General features: G+C 61.4%; 13 protein-coding genes. 4 read left to right on the top strand and 9 right to left on the bottom strand.

The window, feature by feature from the left end; all coding sequences use genetic code 11:
• The 3 genes from CER19_RS20710 to CER19_RS20700 all read right to left on the bottom strand — a co-directional run bounded on the left by CER19_RS20710 (position 1) and on the right by CER19_RS20700 (position 3,453).
• The gene (locus CER19_RS20710; RefSeq protein WP_116667815.1) at positions 1-993 is read right to left on the bottom strand and encodes an ABC transporter permease; all 993 of its coding nucleotides are present in this window, start codon (positions 991-993) and stop codon (positions 1-3) included.
• On the bottom strand, positions 959-2,467 hold the full coding sequence (locus CER19_RS20705) for a sugar ABC transporter ATP-binding protein (protein ID WP_116667793.1): 1,509 nt from the start codon (positions 2,465-2,467) through the stop codon (positions 959-961). Before CER19_RS20705 ends, CER19_RS20710 begins: the two co-directional genes overlap by 35 nt.
• A gap of 62 nt (positions 2,468-2,529) precedes the next feature.
• Complete coding sequence (locus CER19_RS20700) at positions 2,530-3,453, bottom strand: substrate-binding domain-containing protein (RefSeq protein ID WP_116667792.1); 924 nt, start codon at positions 3,451-3,453, stop codon at positions 2,530-2,532.
• A gap of 328 nt (positions 3,454-3,781) precedes the next feature.
• Between CER19_RS20700 and CER19_RS20695 the strand changes: the two genes are divergently transcribed.
• Positions 3,782-4,483 carry a sterol desaturase family protein gene (locus CER19_RS20695; protein ID WP_116667791.1) on the top strand — a complete coding sequence of 234 codons (702 nt, stop codon included), beginning with the start codon at positions 3,782-3,784 and terminating at the stop codon, positions 4,481-4,483.
• A 5-nt stretch (positions 4,484-4,488) separates the two neighbouring features.
• On the opposite strand, the gene CER19_RS20690 is transcribed toward CER19_RS20695, so the two are convergent.
• The 6 genes from CER19_RS20690 to CER19_RS20665 form a co-directional block, all read right to left on the bottom strand.
• Positions 4,489-5,937, bottom strand: a complete 1,449-nt coding sequence (locus CER19_RS20690; protein WP_116667790.1) for a hypothetical protein — start codon at positions 5,935-5,937, stop codon at positions 4,489-4,491.
• A gap of 115 nt (positions 5,938-6,052) precedes the next feature.
• Positions 6,053-6,433 carry a hypothetical protein gene (locus CER19_RS20685; protein ID WP_116667789.1) on the bottom strand — a complete coding sequence of 127 codons (381 nt, stop codon included), beginning with the start codon at positions 6,431-6,433 and terminating at the stop codon, positions 6,053-6,055.
• 2 nt (positions 6,434-6,435) lie between these two features.
• Entirely contained in the window at positions 6,436-7,431 is a 996-nt protein-coding gene (locus CER19_RS20680; RefSeq protein WP_116667788.1) for a hypothetical protein, read from the bottom strand.
• Positions 7,432-7,571: 140 nt separating this feature from the next.
• A complete protein-coding gene (locus tag CER19_RS20675; RefSeq protein ID WP_116667787.1) occupies positions 7,572-8,636 on the bottom strand; it encodes a lipocalin-like domain-containing protein in 1,065 nt (354 codons plus the stop codon).
• Positions 8,626-11,088, bottom strand: coding sequence for an FtsX-like permease family protein (locus CER19_RS20670; RefSeq protein ID WP_116667786.1), 2,463 nt, complete (start codon positions 11,086-11,088; stop codon positions 8,626-8,628). Before CER19_RS20670 ends, CER19_RS20675 begins: the two co-directional genes overlap by 11 nt.
• Position 11,089: 1 nt before the next feature.
• Positions 11,090-11,758, bottom strand: a complete 669-nt coding sequence (locus tag CER19_RS20665) for an ABC transporter ATP-binding protein (protein ID WP_116667785.1) — start codon at positions 11,756-11,758, stop codon at positions 11,090-11,092.
• A gap of 274 nt (positions 11,759-12,032) precedes the next feature.
• On the opposite strand from CER19_RS20665, the gene CER19_RS20660 reads away from it, so the two are divergent.
• From CER19_RS20660 to CER19_RS20650, 3 genes are all read left to right on the top strand, one after another.
• The gene (locus CER19_RS20660) at positions 12,033-12,713 is read left to right on the top strand and encodes a histidine phosphatase family protein (protein ID WP_116667784.1); all 681 of its coding nucleotides are present in this window, start codon (positions 12,033-12,035) and stop codon (positions 12,711-12,713) included.
• A gap of 181 nt (positions 12,714-12,894) precedes the next feature.
• The gene (gene arnT / locus CER19_RS20655) at positions 12,895-14,550 is read left to right on the top strand and encodes a lipid IV(A) 4-amino-4-deoxy-L-arabinosyltransferase (RefSeq protein WP_116667783.1); all 1,656 of its coding nucleotides are present in this window, start codon (positions 12,895-12,897) and stop codon (positions 14,548-14,550) included.
• 28 nt (positions 14,551-14,578) lie between these two features.
• Entirely contained in the window at positions 14,579-16,096 is a 1,518-nt protein-coding gene (locus CER19_RS20650; RefSeq protein WP_116667782.1) for a glycosyltransferase family 39 protein, read from the top strand.
• Positions 16,097-16,298 lie beyond the last annotated feature (202 nt).

Genomic DNA, 16,298 nt, shown 5'->3' with positions numbered 1-16,298 from the left:
TTAACGATGGCGCTGACGGCTGATGAAAATCGCCAGCAAGATGATCCCGCCCTTGATCACGCTCTGGACGTAGGGCGACACGCCAAGCATGTTCAAACCGTTGTTCAACACGCCCAGCAGCATGGCGCCGAGCAAGGTGCCGATGATCACTCCGCGGCCGCCGGCAATCGACGCGCCACCCAGTACCACGGCGGCTATTGCATCGAGTTCGAACGACACGCCGGCATTCGGCTGGCCGCTCATCAAGCGCGAGGTGAGCACCAGCCCGGCAATCGCGGCGGTGAAGCCGCTGATGCCGTACACCAGCAGCTTGAAACGCGCCGCACGGACCCCGGACAAGCGCACCGCTTCTTCATTGCCGCCGATGGCATAGATGTAGCGGCCGATACGCGTGTGTTGCAGCAGTACATAAGCTGCCAGGTAGGTGATCAGCATGATCAGGATCGGCACCTGCAGGCCAAACACACTGGCGCGACCGAAGAACGCGAACCACTCTGGCAACCCCGAAATCGGGTAGCCGTCGGTGTACATCAGCCCGAACCCGCGCGCGATGCCCATGGTCGCCAGGGTGACGATGATCGGCGGCATGTGTAGGTACGCCACGAACAGCCCGTTGCCGATGCCGAAGGCCACGCCCACCAGCAGCCCGACGCCAATCGCCAGGCCCGGCGGCAACCCGGCGACCATCAGCCCGGCGGTCAAGGTGCCTGACAACGCCATCACCGGCCCCACCGACAAGTCGATGCCACCGGTGAGAATCACGCAGGTCATGCCCACCGCGATGATTGCGTTGATCGACACCTGGCGGGCGATGTTGGAGAGGTTGCTGGCGGTGAGGAAAGTGTCACTGGCGAGGATCATCACCAGGGTCACCACCACCAGCCCGACAAAGGGATAAAACGCCGGCGAACGCAGCAGCCGCGCCACGTTCAGGCGCAACCGGCCGGTGCCAGCGGTGTTAATGGACGTATTCACTTGAGCCCCCTGTTGCATGGCGCATGACCTCTTGAGGATTGACGGCGGACGCCTCCAGTACCTTGACGATGGCGCCCTTGTGGAACACGGCGACGCGGTCGCACATGCCGATGACTTCGGGCAGCTCGGAGGAAATCATGATGATCGCGTAGCCCTGTTCGGTGAGGCTGCGCATCAACGCGTAGATCTGCGCCTTGGCACCCACATCGATGCCGCGTGTGGGTTCGTCGAACACCAGCACGTCGCAGTGGTGGTTGATCCAGCGGGCGATCACAACTTTTTGCTGGTTGCCGCCGCTGAGGTTCACCACAAGGCTTTCGCCACTGGGCGCCTTGATCGACAGCTGGCGCATCAGCGCTTCGACGCTGGCGCACTCGCGGGCCTTGTCGATCAGGCCCGAGGCGTTCTGATACTTGGGCAAATTGTTCAGCGAGATATTTTCGCGAATGCTGAAAGCGGTGATCAGCCCTTCGCTCTTGCGGCTTTCGGGGAGCAGGCCGATGCCGTGGGCCAGGGCTTGGGCCGGGTCATCGAGGCTGACTTTTTCCCCGCGCAGCCACACGTCTTTGCTCACCGTGGGCAGCGCGCCCATCATGCCCAGGGCCAGCTCGGTGCGGCCCGAGCCCACCAGGCCGGCGAAGCCCAGGATCTCGCCTTTGTGCAAATTGAAACGGTTGTGGGGGCCGTTGCGCACCAGCTGGATATCCTTGACCTCCAGCAGCAACGGGCCGCGTGCGGTAGTGGGTTTAGGCGGAAAACTGCACTCCAGGCGACGGCCGACCATCATCTCGACCAGGCGGTCGATGTCGCTGTCGGCCACCTCGGTGACGCCTGCATTGCCGCCGTCGCGCAGCACGCTGATGCGGTCGCAGACCTGGAAAATCTCTTCCAGGTGATGCGAGATAAAAATCACCGCCACACCCTGGCGCTTGAGTTCGCGCATGATGTCAAACAGCAACTCGGCCTCACTGGGGGTCAGCGTCGCGGTCGGCTCATCGAGCACCAGCAAGCGTGCGTCCAGGGCCAGGGCCTTGGCGATTTCGACAAACTGCTGCTCGGCCACGCTCAGGTGCTTGACCGCGCAGTGCAGGTCAATACTGACCCCGAGGCGCTCGAACAGCGCCTGCGCGGCCTCGGCCATTTCGCGCTTGCGCAACAGGCCGAAGCGGTTGCTCAGCTCATGGCCCAGGAAGATATTTTCTACCGCCGTGAGGTAGGGAATCAGGCTAAATTCCTGGAACACAATGCCTATCCCGGCGGCAATTGCATCCCGATAGGTCGCAAATTTTCGGGCCTGCCCGTCGATAAGGATCTGCCCTTCGTCCTGATGCTCGACCCCGCCCAGAATCTTCATCAGGGTGGACTTGCCCGCGCCATTTTCGCCGAGCAAGGCGTGGATTTCGCCGCGCTCCACTTGCAGGTTGATGGCCTTGAGGGCCTGCACCCCCGGGTAACGCTTACAGATATTTTCCAGCTTCAGAAGACTGCTCATACCGCCGACCTCGCACTCAGAAGGAAGACCTGGGCCCCACGCATTGCGCGGGGCCTGGGGGTTTACCAGCTGAAGTCCTTGGCCTTGGCCTGGTCGATCAGGGTGATGTCCACCGGCACGCTGGCCGGTACTTGGGCGCCCCACTTCTTGGCCAGGGCAATGCCCAGGGCGAGGCGGATCTGGTCGCGGGGGTATTGGGCCGAGGTGGCGATGAAATGGCTGCCGGGTTTCTGGATCGCCTTGATCGCTTCCGGTGCACCGTCGACACTGACCAACTTTACGTCCATGCCGCTGGCTTCGATGGCCGACAGCGCGCCGAGGGAGCCATTGTCATTCACGCTGAAAATACCCTTGAGGGTGGGTTGGGCCTGCAACATGTTTTCGGTGACGGTCAGGGCCTGGTCACGCTCCTGCTTGCCGTTCTGGATGCTGACAATCTTGATGTCCGGGTGCTTGGCCACCGCCTCTTTACAGCCGCGCACACGCTCGAGGATCGGCACCACCGCGATGCCGTCAAGGATAGCGATATTGCCTTTGTCACCGATGGTTTTAGCCAGGTACTCACAGGCCTGGAAACCGGCGTCGAAGTTCTTCGAGCCCACGAACGAATCCAACGGGCCATCTGCCTGGGCATCCACCGCCACCACTACGACACCCGCAGCATGGGCCGACTTGACGGCCGATTGCACGCCGACGGAGTCAGTGGGGTTGATCAGCAGGATGTCGATGCCCTTTTGCAGCATGTCTTCGACATCACTGACCTGCTTGGACACGTCGTGGCGGGCGTCGGTGATGATCAGCTTGGCACCGATGGTCGCGCCGGCTTCTTCCAGGGCATTTTTCATGGTGACGAAATAGGGGTTGTTGATTTCCTGGAACGAGGCGCCGATGCGGATGGGCTTGGCGGCGTCGGCAAACGCAGGGCTCGCGCTGCCCAGGGTAATGCTGGCAGCCAGTAAACACAGGGTTTTGGAGAGAATTTTCATGGCGTGGGTCTCTGTTTTGTTTTTATTTTTAGAGCAAATGTTATCGTTAACATTTTGCCAGAAACTAACAAGTAATTCAGACCTGTGCAAGCCTCCACTGGTCGGCCGTGGTCGAAATGTGGGAGCTGGCTTGCCCTCCTGTTGTAGGAGCGAGCTTGCTCGCGAAAAACTCACAGGCGCCGCGTTTATTCAGAAGCCCGCGTTATCGTTGACATTTTTCGCGAGCAAGCTCGCTCCTACAGGGGGCAAGGGTTGCCAGTAAAAACTCGCACATCCGCCTAAGCCAACTAAGCTCAGCCTCAAATAAAAACACAGCGAGCAGCCGGCCATGTCCCACCCAACCGAGTCTTTCCGCGACCGTTACCGCGCAAACGTTAACCCGCATTACAACCCCTGGCTGCATGCCGCGTTCGTCCTCGGTTACGGCATCGCCTGCATCACGCTGGCCTGGTCGTCAACCACCGATATCACTGCCCTGCAGTGGCTGACCGTGCCCCTGACCCTGCTGTTCTTCAACCTGTGCATTTACCTCGTGCACCGCCACCTGGGCCATCACAAACATGCGTTCGCCCGGCTGTTCTACGCACGCCACACTGGCGACCACCACAGTTTCTTCACCCCCGATCACATGACCTACGACAGCCCCCGGGACTGGCGCGTCATCCTATTTCCGGCCTGGCTGATCGTACTGCACAGCCTGGCCATCACCCTTCCCGCCTGGTGGCTGCTCAGCCAACTGAGCCCCAACGTTGCCGGGTTGTTTGCCGGATGCATGATCCTCGGTTACCTGCTCTACGAAGTGTTCCACGCCTGCGAACATCTGCCTGCCGAACACCCGTTGGCGCGCCTGCCGTGGATTCGCCAGATGCACCGCCTGCACGCCTTGCATCACCGTCGTGAGCTGATGCAGGGGCGTAACTTCAACATCGTGCTGCCGTTGATGGACTATCTGTTTGGCACTTTGCATTGGGAACCCACAGTAAAAAAAAGGGGCAGTCCAACTGGACTGCCCCCCGCTTCACACACATAGATCAATCAGCGCACGATGGTCTGGCTGCAGATGTGGCCGAGGCTGACGTATTGGACGGTATTGCCACCCACGCCCACACCAGGGAACTCCCTGAGCTCGATGCGCCAGCCGCCCTCGTTGAACCAGGTTTCCCAGTTGTAGGTCTGGCCCGAGCCACTGTCCGGGTACCGCACTTTGTAGTCCCCAGAGCAGGTGCCCAGCGCGACATTCCCCGAGGCTGCACCGGTGATGCCGGTCTTGGCCTCATAGTCGACCCAGTTGTAAGTGCCGCCAAAATGCTTGTCGACACGCAGTACAGGGGTGACGCCGCGCAGGGGCTCGCCAGTGCTGTCTGACCACTGGGTGCTCCAGCTCAGATTGCGGGCCGCCTGGGTGGCCAGTTGGAAGATCGAGCTGGGGATGCGCACCACGTTATCGCCGTTCACATTGTGCTGGTTCAGGCGTGGCGCCGAGCCGAGGGTCAGCTTGTATTGAGCCTGAGGGTTCAATGCCACCGCCGGGTTGGCCCGTACACGCACCTTGACTGTGTAGCCCGGCGTCAGGTTGGGATAGGTGGAGGTAGAGCCCTGCGGGACTTCCACCCACTGGGTGCCATCGAACCGTTCGAAGATCCACTGGTTACGCGTGCCCGCACCGTCATCGCCCAGGAACATGCCCACACCTTGGCCACGCAACGAGACGAAGGAGAAGTAATCCACGTCATTGACGCTGTCGAGGTTACCGGTCACCTGGTTCAAGGCATCCGGCAGCGCGAACGCGGTTTGCTCAGTGTCGTTGGGCTCGTAGGCATCCACATTGCTGTCCACTGCCACACCGAAACTGAACTGCGAGTTGCTCGCGGCATTGGCCACCATGAACCAGTAGTAGTCACCGGCCGGCAACACGCCGTTGAGGTATTCATCGGCACTGCCGGGGTTATCCGAGGTGCCCAACGGCGTCAGGTTGCCTTGGCCGTCGTCATGGAACAGCGTCAACGACATATCCGTCCCGGCACTCTGGTTCAGCAGCTGTACCTGAATTCGCGCGTTTTTCGGCAGGTTGAAGTGGTAAGCGATTTGCGCGCCGGTCTCCACACCGGTGAGGGTATAAAGGGTGTTGATATCCAGGGTGGGAAACAACGGCGTGAAGGCTGCAACTGCGGCTTGTTTCATGTGCGCCGAGTCAGGTTTTTCCAGCTGGCCAACCGGGGAGTCAATCGCCGCATTACCGACGGCCGCCTTGCTTTTTTTGACGACGTTGGACTGCCCGGCCTTGGCGGCATTGAGCTTTTGCTTGAGTTCGCCCGAAACGCTGGCCTTTTCCAGCGTACCGCCAGGTTTCAACGCTTTGTCCACGGCCTGCTTGACCGCCTGTGCGCTGAGTTTTGCCGGGGTTTGCTCGGCCAGGGCAAAGGCCGAAACGAAGCAAGAGGCCGCCATGGCCGCGCCCAGAATGAAGGCTTTTTTCGATTTCATTTTTTATCCATCCATAGTTAAAAAATTGAAGCTCAGGTAACCGGTGACATCCGGTCACCTGGGATGGACTGTAGGACAAAGCTGTATGCATGTACAGTGTTTTTTCTGCCTCCTTTTATGGAATTGGGATATCACACCATCTGCGCCAAACCTCCCACACAATCATCTCGATGAAACAAACATCCGCGAGGCGATACGGCCACAAGGCCCAGCGCTTAAGCGTCAAGGGGACAGACGCCAGCTCGGCTTCGGTCACAAGGCCTGCCTTCAGAAAAGCTTTCGGCCCTGACAGGATGTCGATCATCAGGCTCATGCGATGATATCTATCGATCGGATCATATCCTTCCCTGAAACGCTTATGCCTAAGAACCTTCTCGTTCTCACTGAAGTAACTTTCCAGTTCATCCAGCTTTGCGTATTCAGCAAACACTATCAGTACGAAGACGACAAACACCCAAGCGAACATCACAATGCTATATACAAGAAAAAGGGACATCGTTATGTTCCCTCGGGTTGGAATATCAGATCGCCGTCGACTTCCAATATTCTTCCCCCCAAAAACCCACCAAGCTCACCAAAAAAAGCGCCTCCCGCAGCCCCGCCCGCAGCCCCTCCGATAATTCCACAAGCCAGTTCACCGTTGCCTTTCAGTGAAACACCCAATGCAATTCGGCATGCACTGCGGGCAATAGTTGCGCCACGCTTGCCCAAAACAGCAGCCCCTAATACTCCACCTACCAACCTACCCGTCTCCACATACTTCGCCCGCCGACACTGCGCCTCCCTTCCCTCCACGCACGCCTCCTTGATTTCCAAACTCGCCACGCCGACATCCAGAGCCAGCCCCACATAAGTCCCCTTCCCCAGCCATTTCGACGCCTGCGCAATTGCCCCGATCCGCTGCGCATACCCCGCTATCTCTCCTTTATGCAGATAGCTCTTGGTCGAAACCCCAAGCACCTTTTTCAATGACTGATTTCCTCGCAGCCCCGTCCCAAACCGCGCTGCACCTTGCAGTTGCATGTTCAAGTTGCCGAACAGAATCTGCCGCTGGCGAACAAACTCAACCCAATCCAAGCCGCCACCCTTCAACCGATGATGTAACTGTTCAATCGACTCGAGCGTGAGCACCCCCTCATCCAGATGTCGCCCCCACGCCGATGTCGCACTGCCCACTCCTATCGAGCCATATCCCAACAGGCTCTGCAGCAGGTCGTAGTCATTGATCGCTGCTGCTCCAGCCGATGTATCCAGTGCCAGTCCCCGGCGAATCTCTTCGGCATAACGCATCAACCAGGCTTCCTCTGCACTGCAAGTAATGCTGTAGTTATCCGGGATAATCACCAACTGCCCTGGCGTCACCAGCCCATGGCGCAGGTGCCTATTCAATACATTGAAATGATCAGAACGCTGCAGACTCAACGCCCCACCCATCAGCCGGGATTTCAAACTGAGGTAGTCCGTGGTGCGGTCGTTGAGGTATGCCTGCGCCATGCCTTACATCTCGAATGCCATGAAGATGGCATCGAAATATAAGCAAGCGCCTACAGCCCGGACACAAGCAGGCGGGGGTCAAAAAGTACGTTTGGGAAGTTGCCTACACAGCAAAAGATGAACGCCTACAGAAAGCGCCCCTAATACCCCGTCATCTCCAAATACCCCACCCCACCCTCAAACCGCACCGGCCCTTCCCAGTACGGAATACCCAGGTCCATCCACGCCTTCGGGTTGACGGCTTCGGTGGTGATGTCCAGCTGTTTGCCGGGAATTTTCAGCGACCAGCGTGTGGGAATGTTGCGCCCGTCGATGGCCGTGGTGGTCAGCGGTGTGAGTTGGATGTCGCTGTTGTGCAAGGTCTCGGTGTGGCCCTGGGCGTCGATCCAGGTGCCGGTGAGGTAACCGTCGCTGTCTTTCTGCCGCACGCGAAACAGCATCAGCTGCGCGCCGCGGTCCAAGTGCAGGGAGAACCAGTCCCAGCCGGTCTGGCTGGCGGCCAGGGGTTGGCTGCTCCACTCGCGGTCGAGCCAGGCTGGGCCGCTGACCTGGTAGGTGTGGCCGTCGAGGCTGACGCTGCCGTTGGCAGTGAAAAACGGCTGGCTGTAGTAGTACGACGCCTGGCCCTGGTCGGATTTGCGGCTGTAGCCATGGTCGCCTTGTAGCACCAGCGGGCGGTTGGAGGTCAGGTGCAGGTCGTAGGCAAATTGCGCGCCGCTGGCCTTGAGTTGCATGTCGGCCAAGGGGCTGGCGGCGCCGGGGCGGCTGGCGAAGGTCCAGTCGTCGATCCAGGCGTTGAACGGCAGCGCCTGGGCCCCGGCTTGCCCCACGCCACCCCGGGCCAAGCGTTCGGCGGCGTAGTGGCGGGTGGCCGAGGTGACGGCGGCGTGGCCGAGCCACACGGTTGAATCGCGCCAGCCCGGTTCAACAGGGCCGGCCTTCAACGCGTTGCGAAACAGCGTCCATTGCACGCCGAAGACATTGCCCTGGGCATCCTTGAGGTTGGCAGTGACGTACCACCATTCGATACGAAAGCCGTCATGGGGCCCATGGTCCTCAGGGAAGCTGAAGACTTTGCCGGGCACCACCTGGGCAAAGTCCGCCGCATCGCTACCCAGCCCGGCGAAACTGTCCTCGGGTGCGGGCGCCTGGTCGCACCCGCTCAGCAGTAACCAGGCGATGCACGCCAATGCCTTAATCTTCATGGGCGAACGTCCTCAACAAATCCGCCGGGCGGCTGCGGTACAACTGCCAGAGGGGCCAGGCCGACGCGAGCAAGGTGGCAAGCATCGCCAGCCCCAGCAATTGCGCAAGCTGCCCGGGGAATACCTGCAGCGGCAGGCGCCAGCCGAAGGCCTGCACGTTGATCACCGCATCCAGGCACCACGCCAGCAACAGCCCCAGCGGCAACGCCAGGATCAACGTGAGTACCGCCAGCAGCCAGGTCTGGCCGAGGTTGAGCAGCATCAATTGTCGGCGCGTCACGCCCAGTGCCCACAACGGCGCGAGCTGGCCGAGGCGGCTTTGGCTCTGGGTCAGCAGGCTGATGAACAACGCCACGCCGGCGACGCCAAGGGTCAGGCTGTTCAACGCGGCGGTGGCGGCGAAAGTGCGTTCGAAGACCTGGCTGGACCAGCCCTTGAGTTGCTGTTGGTCGACGATGCGGCTGTCTTCCAGGGCGAACTCACGCTGCACTTCACGGATCAGCGGCGGCACGTCGGCGGGCGCCACCCGCAGGTTGAAGCGTGCCGGTGAGAGCGTCGGCCAATGCACCAACAGGTGCCGGGCGTTGACCAGCAGATGGCCCTTGGGGTTGCCGTAGTCGGCATAGATGCCGACGATCTTCGGCGCCCAGATGCCCTGCGGGGTGGGGATGGAAACCGTATCGCCCAGTTGCGCCTTCAGGCGTCGCGCCAGTTGTTCGCTGAGCATCAGGCTGTCGTCTTGCAGCAAACGGTCCCAGGGCGCGTCCACCGCCTGCAGCAGCGGCCAGTGTTGACGATAAGTGGGGTCGTCGACCACGCCGAACACTTCTGCCGGCCAGCCTTGCAGTTGTACTGACACCTGCCAGGCGGGCAATACAGCCTGCACCAGGGGTTGGCGGGTCAACCACGTTTTCAGTTGCTCAGCCTGCTGTGGATTTTGCGGGTTGAGGTACAGCTCGGCGGTGAGGCGTTGCTCCAGCCAGTGGGTGAAGGTTTGGCGAAAGCCCGAGGTCATGGAGCCGGCGCCGATATTCGCCGCCAGGGCCAACAGCAACGCCATCAGCGCCAGGCTCAAGGCCGGCAGCTGTTGGCGACAATCGGCCAGGAACCACTGGCCCAGCACCGAGCGGCTGCGCCCCAGCACCGCTTTCAATAACCCGTTGAGCAGCACCGGTAACGCCAACGCCGCGCCCAACAGCAAGGCCGCCATCAGCACAAACCCGGCGGCCAGGCTATCGCCCAGCCACAGCGCCAACAGCGCGATCGCCAGGGCCGCGGACGCTACCCATCCCTGGCGCCGCAGCCAGCGCTCATGGGCTTGATGCCAGGCCTGGGCGTTGGCCAGCGCCAGTAACGGCAAACGCGCTGCGCGCCACAGGCTGCTGGCCCCGGCGAGCAACGCGCCGAGCAGGCTCACGCCCAGGCCGGCCAGCCACCACCAGGGGCTCAAGTTCAATTGGCCAGCGACTTCGGCGCCGTACAGGCCACGCAAACTGGCGGCGACATCCGGCAGCAACAGGCTGGCCAGCAGGTAGCCGCTGGCGATACCGAGCACACCGCTCAACACCGCCAAAGCGCCCAATTCGAGGCCCAGGCTCAGGATCAGCATGCGTGCGCTGACCCCACAGGCGCGCAAGGTTCGCAGCAGGCCACGGCGCTGTTCCAGGGCCAGGCCGATGGCCGCATGCACGATAAACAGCCCCACCACAAAGGATAAAAAACCCACCGCATCCAAGTTCAGGTGAAAGCTTTCGGTGAGGCGTGACAGGTTGCTGTCCTCGCCCTGCTTGAGTTGCAACGCGGCGGGTGGCGTGGGGTGGCGGGCGGCGAAGGTGTTGTCCAACAGTAAGCGCGATAGGCGCCCGGGCATGTTGAGCAGGGGTTGGGCAAAACCGATATCGGTCAGCAGTAGGCCGGGCGCCATATCGGCCTGTACCTGCAACGGTGGCAGGCGTTGCCCAGTAGAAGTCAGTGGCTGCTCACCCGCCTGCAAGCCCAGCGCCTCTAACGTTTGCGCAGCGACCCAGGTACGCCCCGGCGGCTCGAAAAACGCCAGCATCTGCGCCTGGCTCAAGCGTTGCCCCGCCACGCTGCCGCTGCCGGGCAACGACACCGGGTCGATGCCCATCAATTGCAGACGCTGTTGCTCACGCCCCTGGAGCACCACCCGCCCCTGCACCACCGGGGATACCGGCCAGCCGGCGCGACGCAGCTCGGCAAACAGTGCTTGGGGGAAACTGGCGGCGTCCGGCGCAATCAGGCTGGCTTGAGGTTCGCCACCGATCAATTGGCTGGCGCGGGCGTAGCTGTCCCGCGCCTGGCTGTTGAGGGCCTGCACGCCGGTCAGTAGCGCGGTGGCCAGCCACAGGCCGGTGAGCACGCTGAAAAATTGCACCGGATGGCGCCGCCAGTGGCTCAGCAAAGCGCGTAGCGTCCAGTAAAACAGCGCCATTTCAGCGCGCGCCCATCGGCACGACACGCCCACGGTGCAGCACCACCTGCCGGTCAAGCCGTGCGGCGAGGCGCGGGCTGTGGGTGACCATCAGCAGGCTGGTGGGGCTGTCCCGCAGCAGGTCCAACAGCAGTTGCAGCACTTCATCGCTGGTGGCTTCGTCGAGGTTGCCGGTGGGTTCATCGGCCAGCAACAAACCCGGTCGCGAGGCCAGCGCCCGCCCGACGGCAACCCGTTGCTGCTGGCCACCGGAGAGTTGCTCGGGGTAACGCCGCAGCAAGTCGCCCAGCCCCAGGCGTTCCACCAATTGCGCTTGCCAGTGCGGGTCGAAACGCCCCGCCAGCCGCGCCTGGAACGCCAGGTTGTCTTCCACGCGCAAGCTGCCGATGAGGTTGAACTGCTGGAAGACCAGGCCGATTTGCGTGCGGCGCCAATGGGCCAGTTGCCCTTCGTTGAGTTGGTCCAGGCGCTGCTCGCCGATGCGGATGCTGCCGGCGTCCACTCGGTCCAACCCGGCCACCAGGTGCAGCAAGGTGCTTTTGCCACTGCCCGATTCGCCCATCAGCGCCAGGCTGCTGCGCGCACCCAGGTACAGGTCGACGCCGGCCAGGACGGTCAGCGGGCCTTGCGGGGTCGCGTAGTTTTTAACAACACCTTGCACCTGCAACATAAGAACGCTCATCTGAAGGACCCGCAATGAGAATAACGGCTGACGCTCCTGCCCACGCAAATTTTTCACATGGATTTCACCGTCTGCCCATCCACCGAACTTTAAAGTGCCCGCCAACTCGTGGTAATTCACAACTTATTAGTTAATCCAAGTGACACTCTTAACATGCAAGTGTTCAGCAAAAAGACAGCAGTGCTGTGACAGTCTCCTGCCTCACTAAGGGCAACTGCCCCGTCGTGCAACCTTTTTATAAACACAATAAACAGTGCCGAGGATGAACCGCGTGGCAGACATGATCCTGGCCAACCCGCAACCCAAAAGGTCAAGGTTAAAATGCCTGAGAAAATACCGCCTGCACCTGCTTGGCATCAGCGTTACCGCCTTGTTGTTGGCGGGCTTTTTATTCTGGCCCAGCTCGCCCCTGGACCTGGGCGTGGGCAATCGCCTGGTGACCTCCGGGGTGCTCGCCAGTTGGCGCGAGGGTGAGCTGGTAGTGCTGGTGCGCCATGAAGAGCGCTGTGACCGCTCGGCCAACCCCTGCTTCGGCCCCGCCGATGGCCTGACCATCAACGGTACTGAACGCGCCGTCGAACTGGGCAAAGCCTTTGATTCATTGGGCATGGCCCTGACCGACGTGCTCAGCAGCCCCACCACGCGAACCGCCCAGACGTCACTGTTCATGTTCGGCAAGACCGAGCTGTCCCCCGGCCCGCTGGCCATCTGCGGCGACGCCATGGGCGACGAAATCCTCAGCCACAAACAGCCGGGGCGCAACCTGATGCTGATCACCCACAGCGCCTGCATGAGCGACTTCCAGACCAGCCTGGGTTTCCCTCACGCAGCCGCTGCAGAGTACGGCAGCGCACTGTTCGTCAAGATGCTGCCCAACGGCACCTTCAAGGCCATGGGCACCATGAACAGCGAAGAGTGGACCGCCGCACTTAAACAACTTTAATTACACTTGTTTACATATTAAGCCGCGAGACGTTCAGCAAAACGACAGCCCCCCTCTGGCATGTTTAGTCGCGCCTGTTAGTTAAGTTTTCCTACAACAACTTAGTGACCCTTACGATGCTTCATCCTATTAAATTAATACCGACATTGCCCCTGCTTGAACGTTATGGAGCGATGTGCGTATGCCCCGCATAAACCCTGTGTCCTGGCTATTGCTTGGCGTTGCCGTGTTCTTCCTGTTGCCCCTGGGCTTTCACGGTTTATGGACGCCGGACGAAACCCGCTACGCCCAGGTCAGCCAGGAAATGCTGATGAGCGGCAACTGGGTGGCGCCGCACTTCATGGGCGTGCGTTATTTCGAGAAGCCCGCCGCCGGCTATTGGCTCATCGCCCTCGGCCAGGCGGTGTTCGGTGAAAACCTGTTCGGTGTGCGCATCGCCTCGGTCCTGAGCACAGGCCTGAGCGTGGTGCTGGCCTACCTGCTCGCCCGTCGTTTGTGGAACGACCCGCGCAAGAGCTTTGCCTGCGCCCTGCTCTACATGAGCTTCGGCCTGGTGGCCGGGCAAGCCGGGTATGCCAACCTCGACCCGCAATTCACCCTGTGGGTGAACCTGAGCCTGGTGGCGATGTGGTTTGCCCTGGACTGCCGCACGCCACGCGAACGCCTGTGTGCCTGGGCGGTGTTGGGGGTGGCCTGCGCCATGGGATTCATGACCAAGGGGTTCCTGGCCTGGCTATTGCCGGTCTTGATCGCCGTTCCCTACCTGGTCTGGCAACGTCGCGTCGGTGAGTTGATGCGCTACGGGCCGCTGGCGGTGCTGGTTGCCGTGCTGGTATGCCTGCCATGGGCCCTGGCGATCCACCTGCGGGAACCGGATTACTGGCATTTCTTTTTCTGGCATGAGCACATCCGCCGCTTTGCCGCCGACAACGCACAGCATGCGCGGCCGTTGTGGTTCTTTTTGCCGATCATGGTGGTGGCGTGCCTGCCGTGGGCCGCCTTGCTACCCGGCACCCTGCTAAAAACCTGGCAGGAAAAGCGCCAACCGGCGATTGCCTTTCTCGCCCTGTGGCTGCTGCTACCCCTGGGCTTTTTCAGTCTGAGCAAAGGCAAGTTGCCGACCTACATCATGCCGTGCCTGTTGCCCCTGGCGTTGTTGATGGGCCACGGTTTGATCGACCTGATCAAGCAAGGCAAGGTCCGCACCCTAGTCATCAACGGCGCGCTCAATTTCGTGCTTGGCATGACGGCCATGGTGGCGCTGATCTACCTGCAAATCACCCGCCCGCTGTATGGCAATAGCCATGCGGAGATGTTCAACCTGTCCCTGACGTTTATCGTGCTGCTGGGCTGGATCCTCGCCAACCTGCTGCAAGCGGTGCGCCCGCTGACGTTGTGGGCGATGCCCGCCCTGGGCATTGGTTTGCTGGTGGCACTGCTGCCGGCGGGCATGCCGGCCCTGATCGAAGACAACGAGATGCCCGACCAATTCGTGCTGGAACATCTGGACGAACTGCAACCTACCCGTGCTTTGCTGAGCAATGACCTGGGCCTGGCATCGGCCTTGACCTGGCGCCTGCGCCGGCCCGACGTGGCGTTTTATAACACCCAGGGTGAGTTGCGCTACGGCTTGAACTACCAAGACGCGGCACAGCGCAAGGTCACGCCGGATAGCGTCCAGGCCTGGCTGGTCGAGGCCCGCCAACACGGGTCGGTCGGCGTGCTGATGCAGGTCAAGAGCACCAGCGAACACCGCGAAGAAGGGCAGTTGCCCCCCGGCGGCAAACGCTATCGCAAGGGCAACCTGGTGCTGACGATTTACCCCCAACAACCTTGAATGCAGCGCCTGCCACAGGGAACATCCCATGAGTTTCTGGAAAACCGAACGCGGCGCCCTGGTGTTACTGCTGGGCACCTCGGCCTTGCTGCTCTTGCTGGGCCTGGGCAGCCGCGACCTGTGGGGGCCGGAAACGCGCTGGGCGAATATCGCCTTGCAGATGTTGCAAAGCGGCGACTATTTCGACCCGTATCTCAAAGGCACGCCGTATTACGACAAACCCCTGCCCTCCTACTGGCTGATCACCGGGTTTGCCCATCTGCTCGGCGGCCTCGGCCCGTGGTCGCTGCGCCTGTCATCGGTGCTTGCCGCGTGGTTGAGCATCTGGCTGGTGTACCTGATCGGTGAACGCCTGTTTCGCAAAGGCACTGGGCTGATCGCCGGGTGGATGCTCGCCACCACCTTCTACTTCCTGTTCTGGGCCCGCGTGGCCACCGCCGATGTACTCACCGTGTGCGGCGTGCTGGCAGCGGTGTGGTGGTATTGGCGCGGGCCGGATGACACGCGGCTGGGGCGCTACACGGTGTTTTTCCTGTTGCTGGCCGCCACCTCGCTGTTCAAAGGCTTGATCGGAGTGGTGCTGCCAGGGTTGGTACTGCTGCCACACCTGCTCAGCGAACACCGCTACAAACGCCACCTCAACCTGCGCCTGGTGCTGGCCCTGCTCATCGCCGGCGTGGTGTATGCGATTCCCTTTGTGCTGTCCCACCGCTACGGCGCCCCCACTTACGGCGAGAGCGGCCTGGAACTGGTGTTCCGCGAAAACGTGGTGCGTTTCTTCGACCCCTTCGACCATATGGGGCCGATCTACCCCTCCCTGATTTACCTGCCGGTCTACACCCTGCCCTGGGCACCCTGCTGGTTACTTGGCCTGTGGCTGGCCGTGCGCAACTGGCGCAGGGCGCCGCCCAACGTACGCTGGCTGGTGTGGGGCCTGGGCCTGTTGTTTGTATTCTCCCCCGCCAGCGGCAGCCGCCGCAGCTACTACGTGTTGCCGCTGGTGCCCTTTGCCCAACTGCTCGGTGCCTGGTGGCTGAGTGAACGCCTGCGCAAAAAACCTTCAAGCTGGCCGCGTTGGCAAACAGGCTTTGGCCTCAGCGCGGGCCTGCTCTTGCTGGTGCTGGGCGTGATCTACCCCTGGACCAACGGCAACGGCGGCGTTACCCGCTTCGCCGCCGACCTGCAAGCCCAGGCGGAGAAACGCGCGCCCTGGAACCAATGGCAACTGGTGCTGGTAGAGGTCGACAACAAGCTGCCCATGTACCTGCAAAACCACGGCAAGCCTTTCTACTACGTCAGCGAAAGCCAGGACTTCCCGCGCCAGGGCGACAGCGCCGCGTTCATGGCCTGGCTGGAGAAAACCAGCGGCCAGGGGTTTGATCCGCAACGCACGATAATCGTCGCGCAGTATTCCAAGGACGAGCCGACGCCGTTGGCGTTTCTGGGGGTGGACCATCAGGTGGTGACGACCCAGCCGGATAATGGGGAGCGGTTGTTCAGGGCGCGTGAGGGAGGGAGTGTGGCGTTTGTTCCGGGGATACGCTGAGGCACTGTGCTTGCTGGCCTTTTTCATGGCGAAGATTCTGGCGGTGTGGCATTTGTTGGAGATTGCCAAGACGACGGTAGATCGCTCTCTGTAGGAGCGAGCTTGAACTGGTCAAGTAATCTTGGACACCGATTAAGGTTCACGCCGCCAACCTTTCCTTTGCGACCGGCGACCGGTAGTCGTTGTAGCTGTGAGGCCTGCT

The organism is Pseudomonas sp. GL93, from assembly GCF_003408955.1.
Lineage (GTDB): Bacteria > Pseudomonadota > Gammaproteobacteria > Pseudomonadales > Pseudomonadaceae > Aquipseudomonas > Aquipseudomonas paracarnis.
Note: the sequence above shows the minus strand (reverse complement) of the source record. Positions and strands in the feature narration are given on the sequence as shown.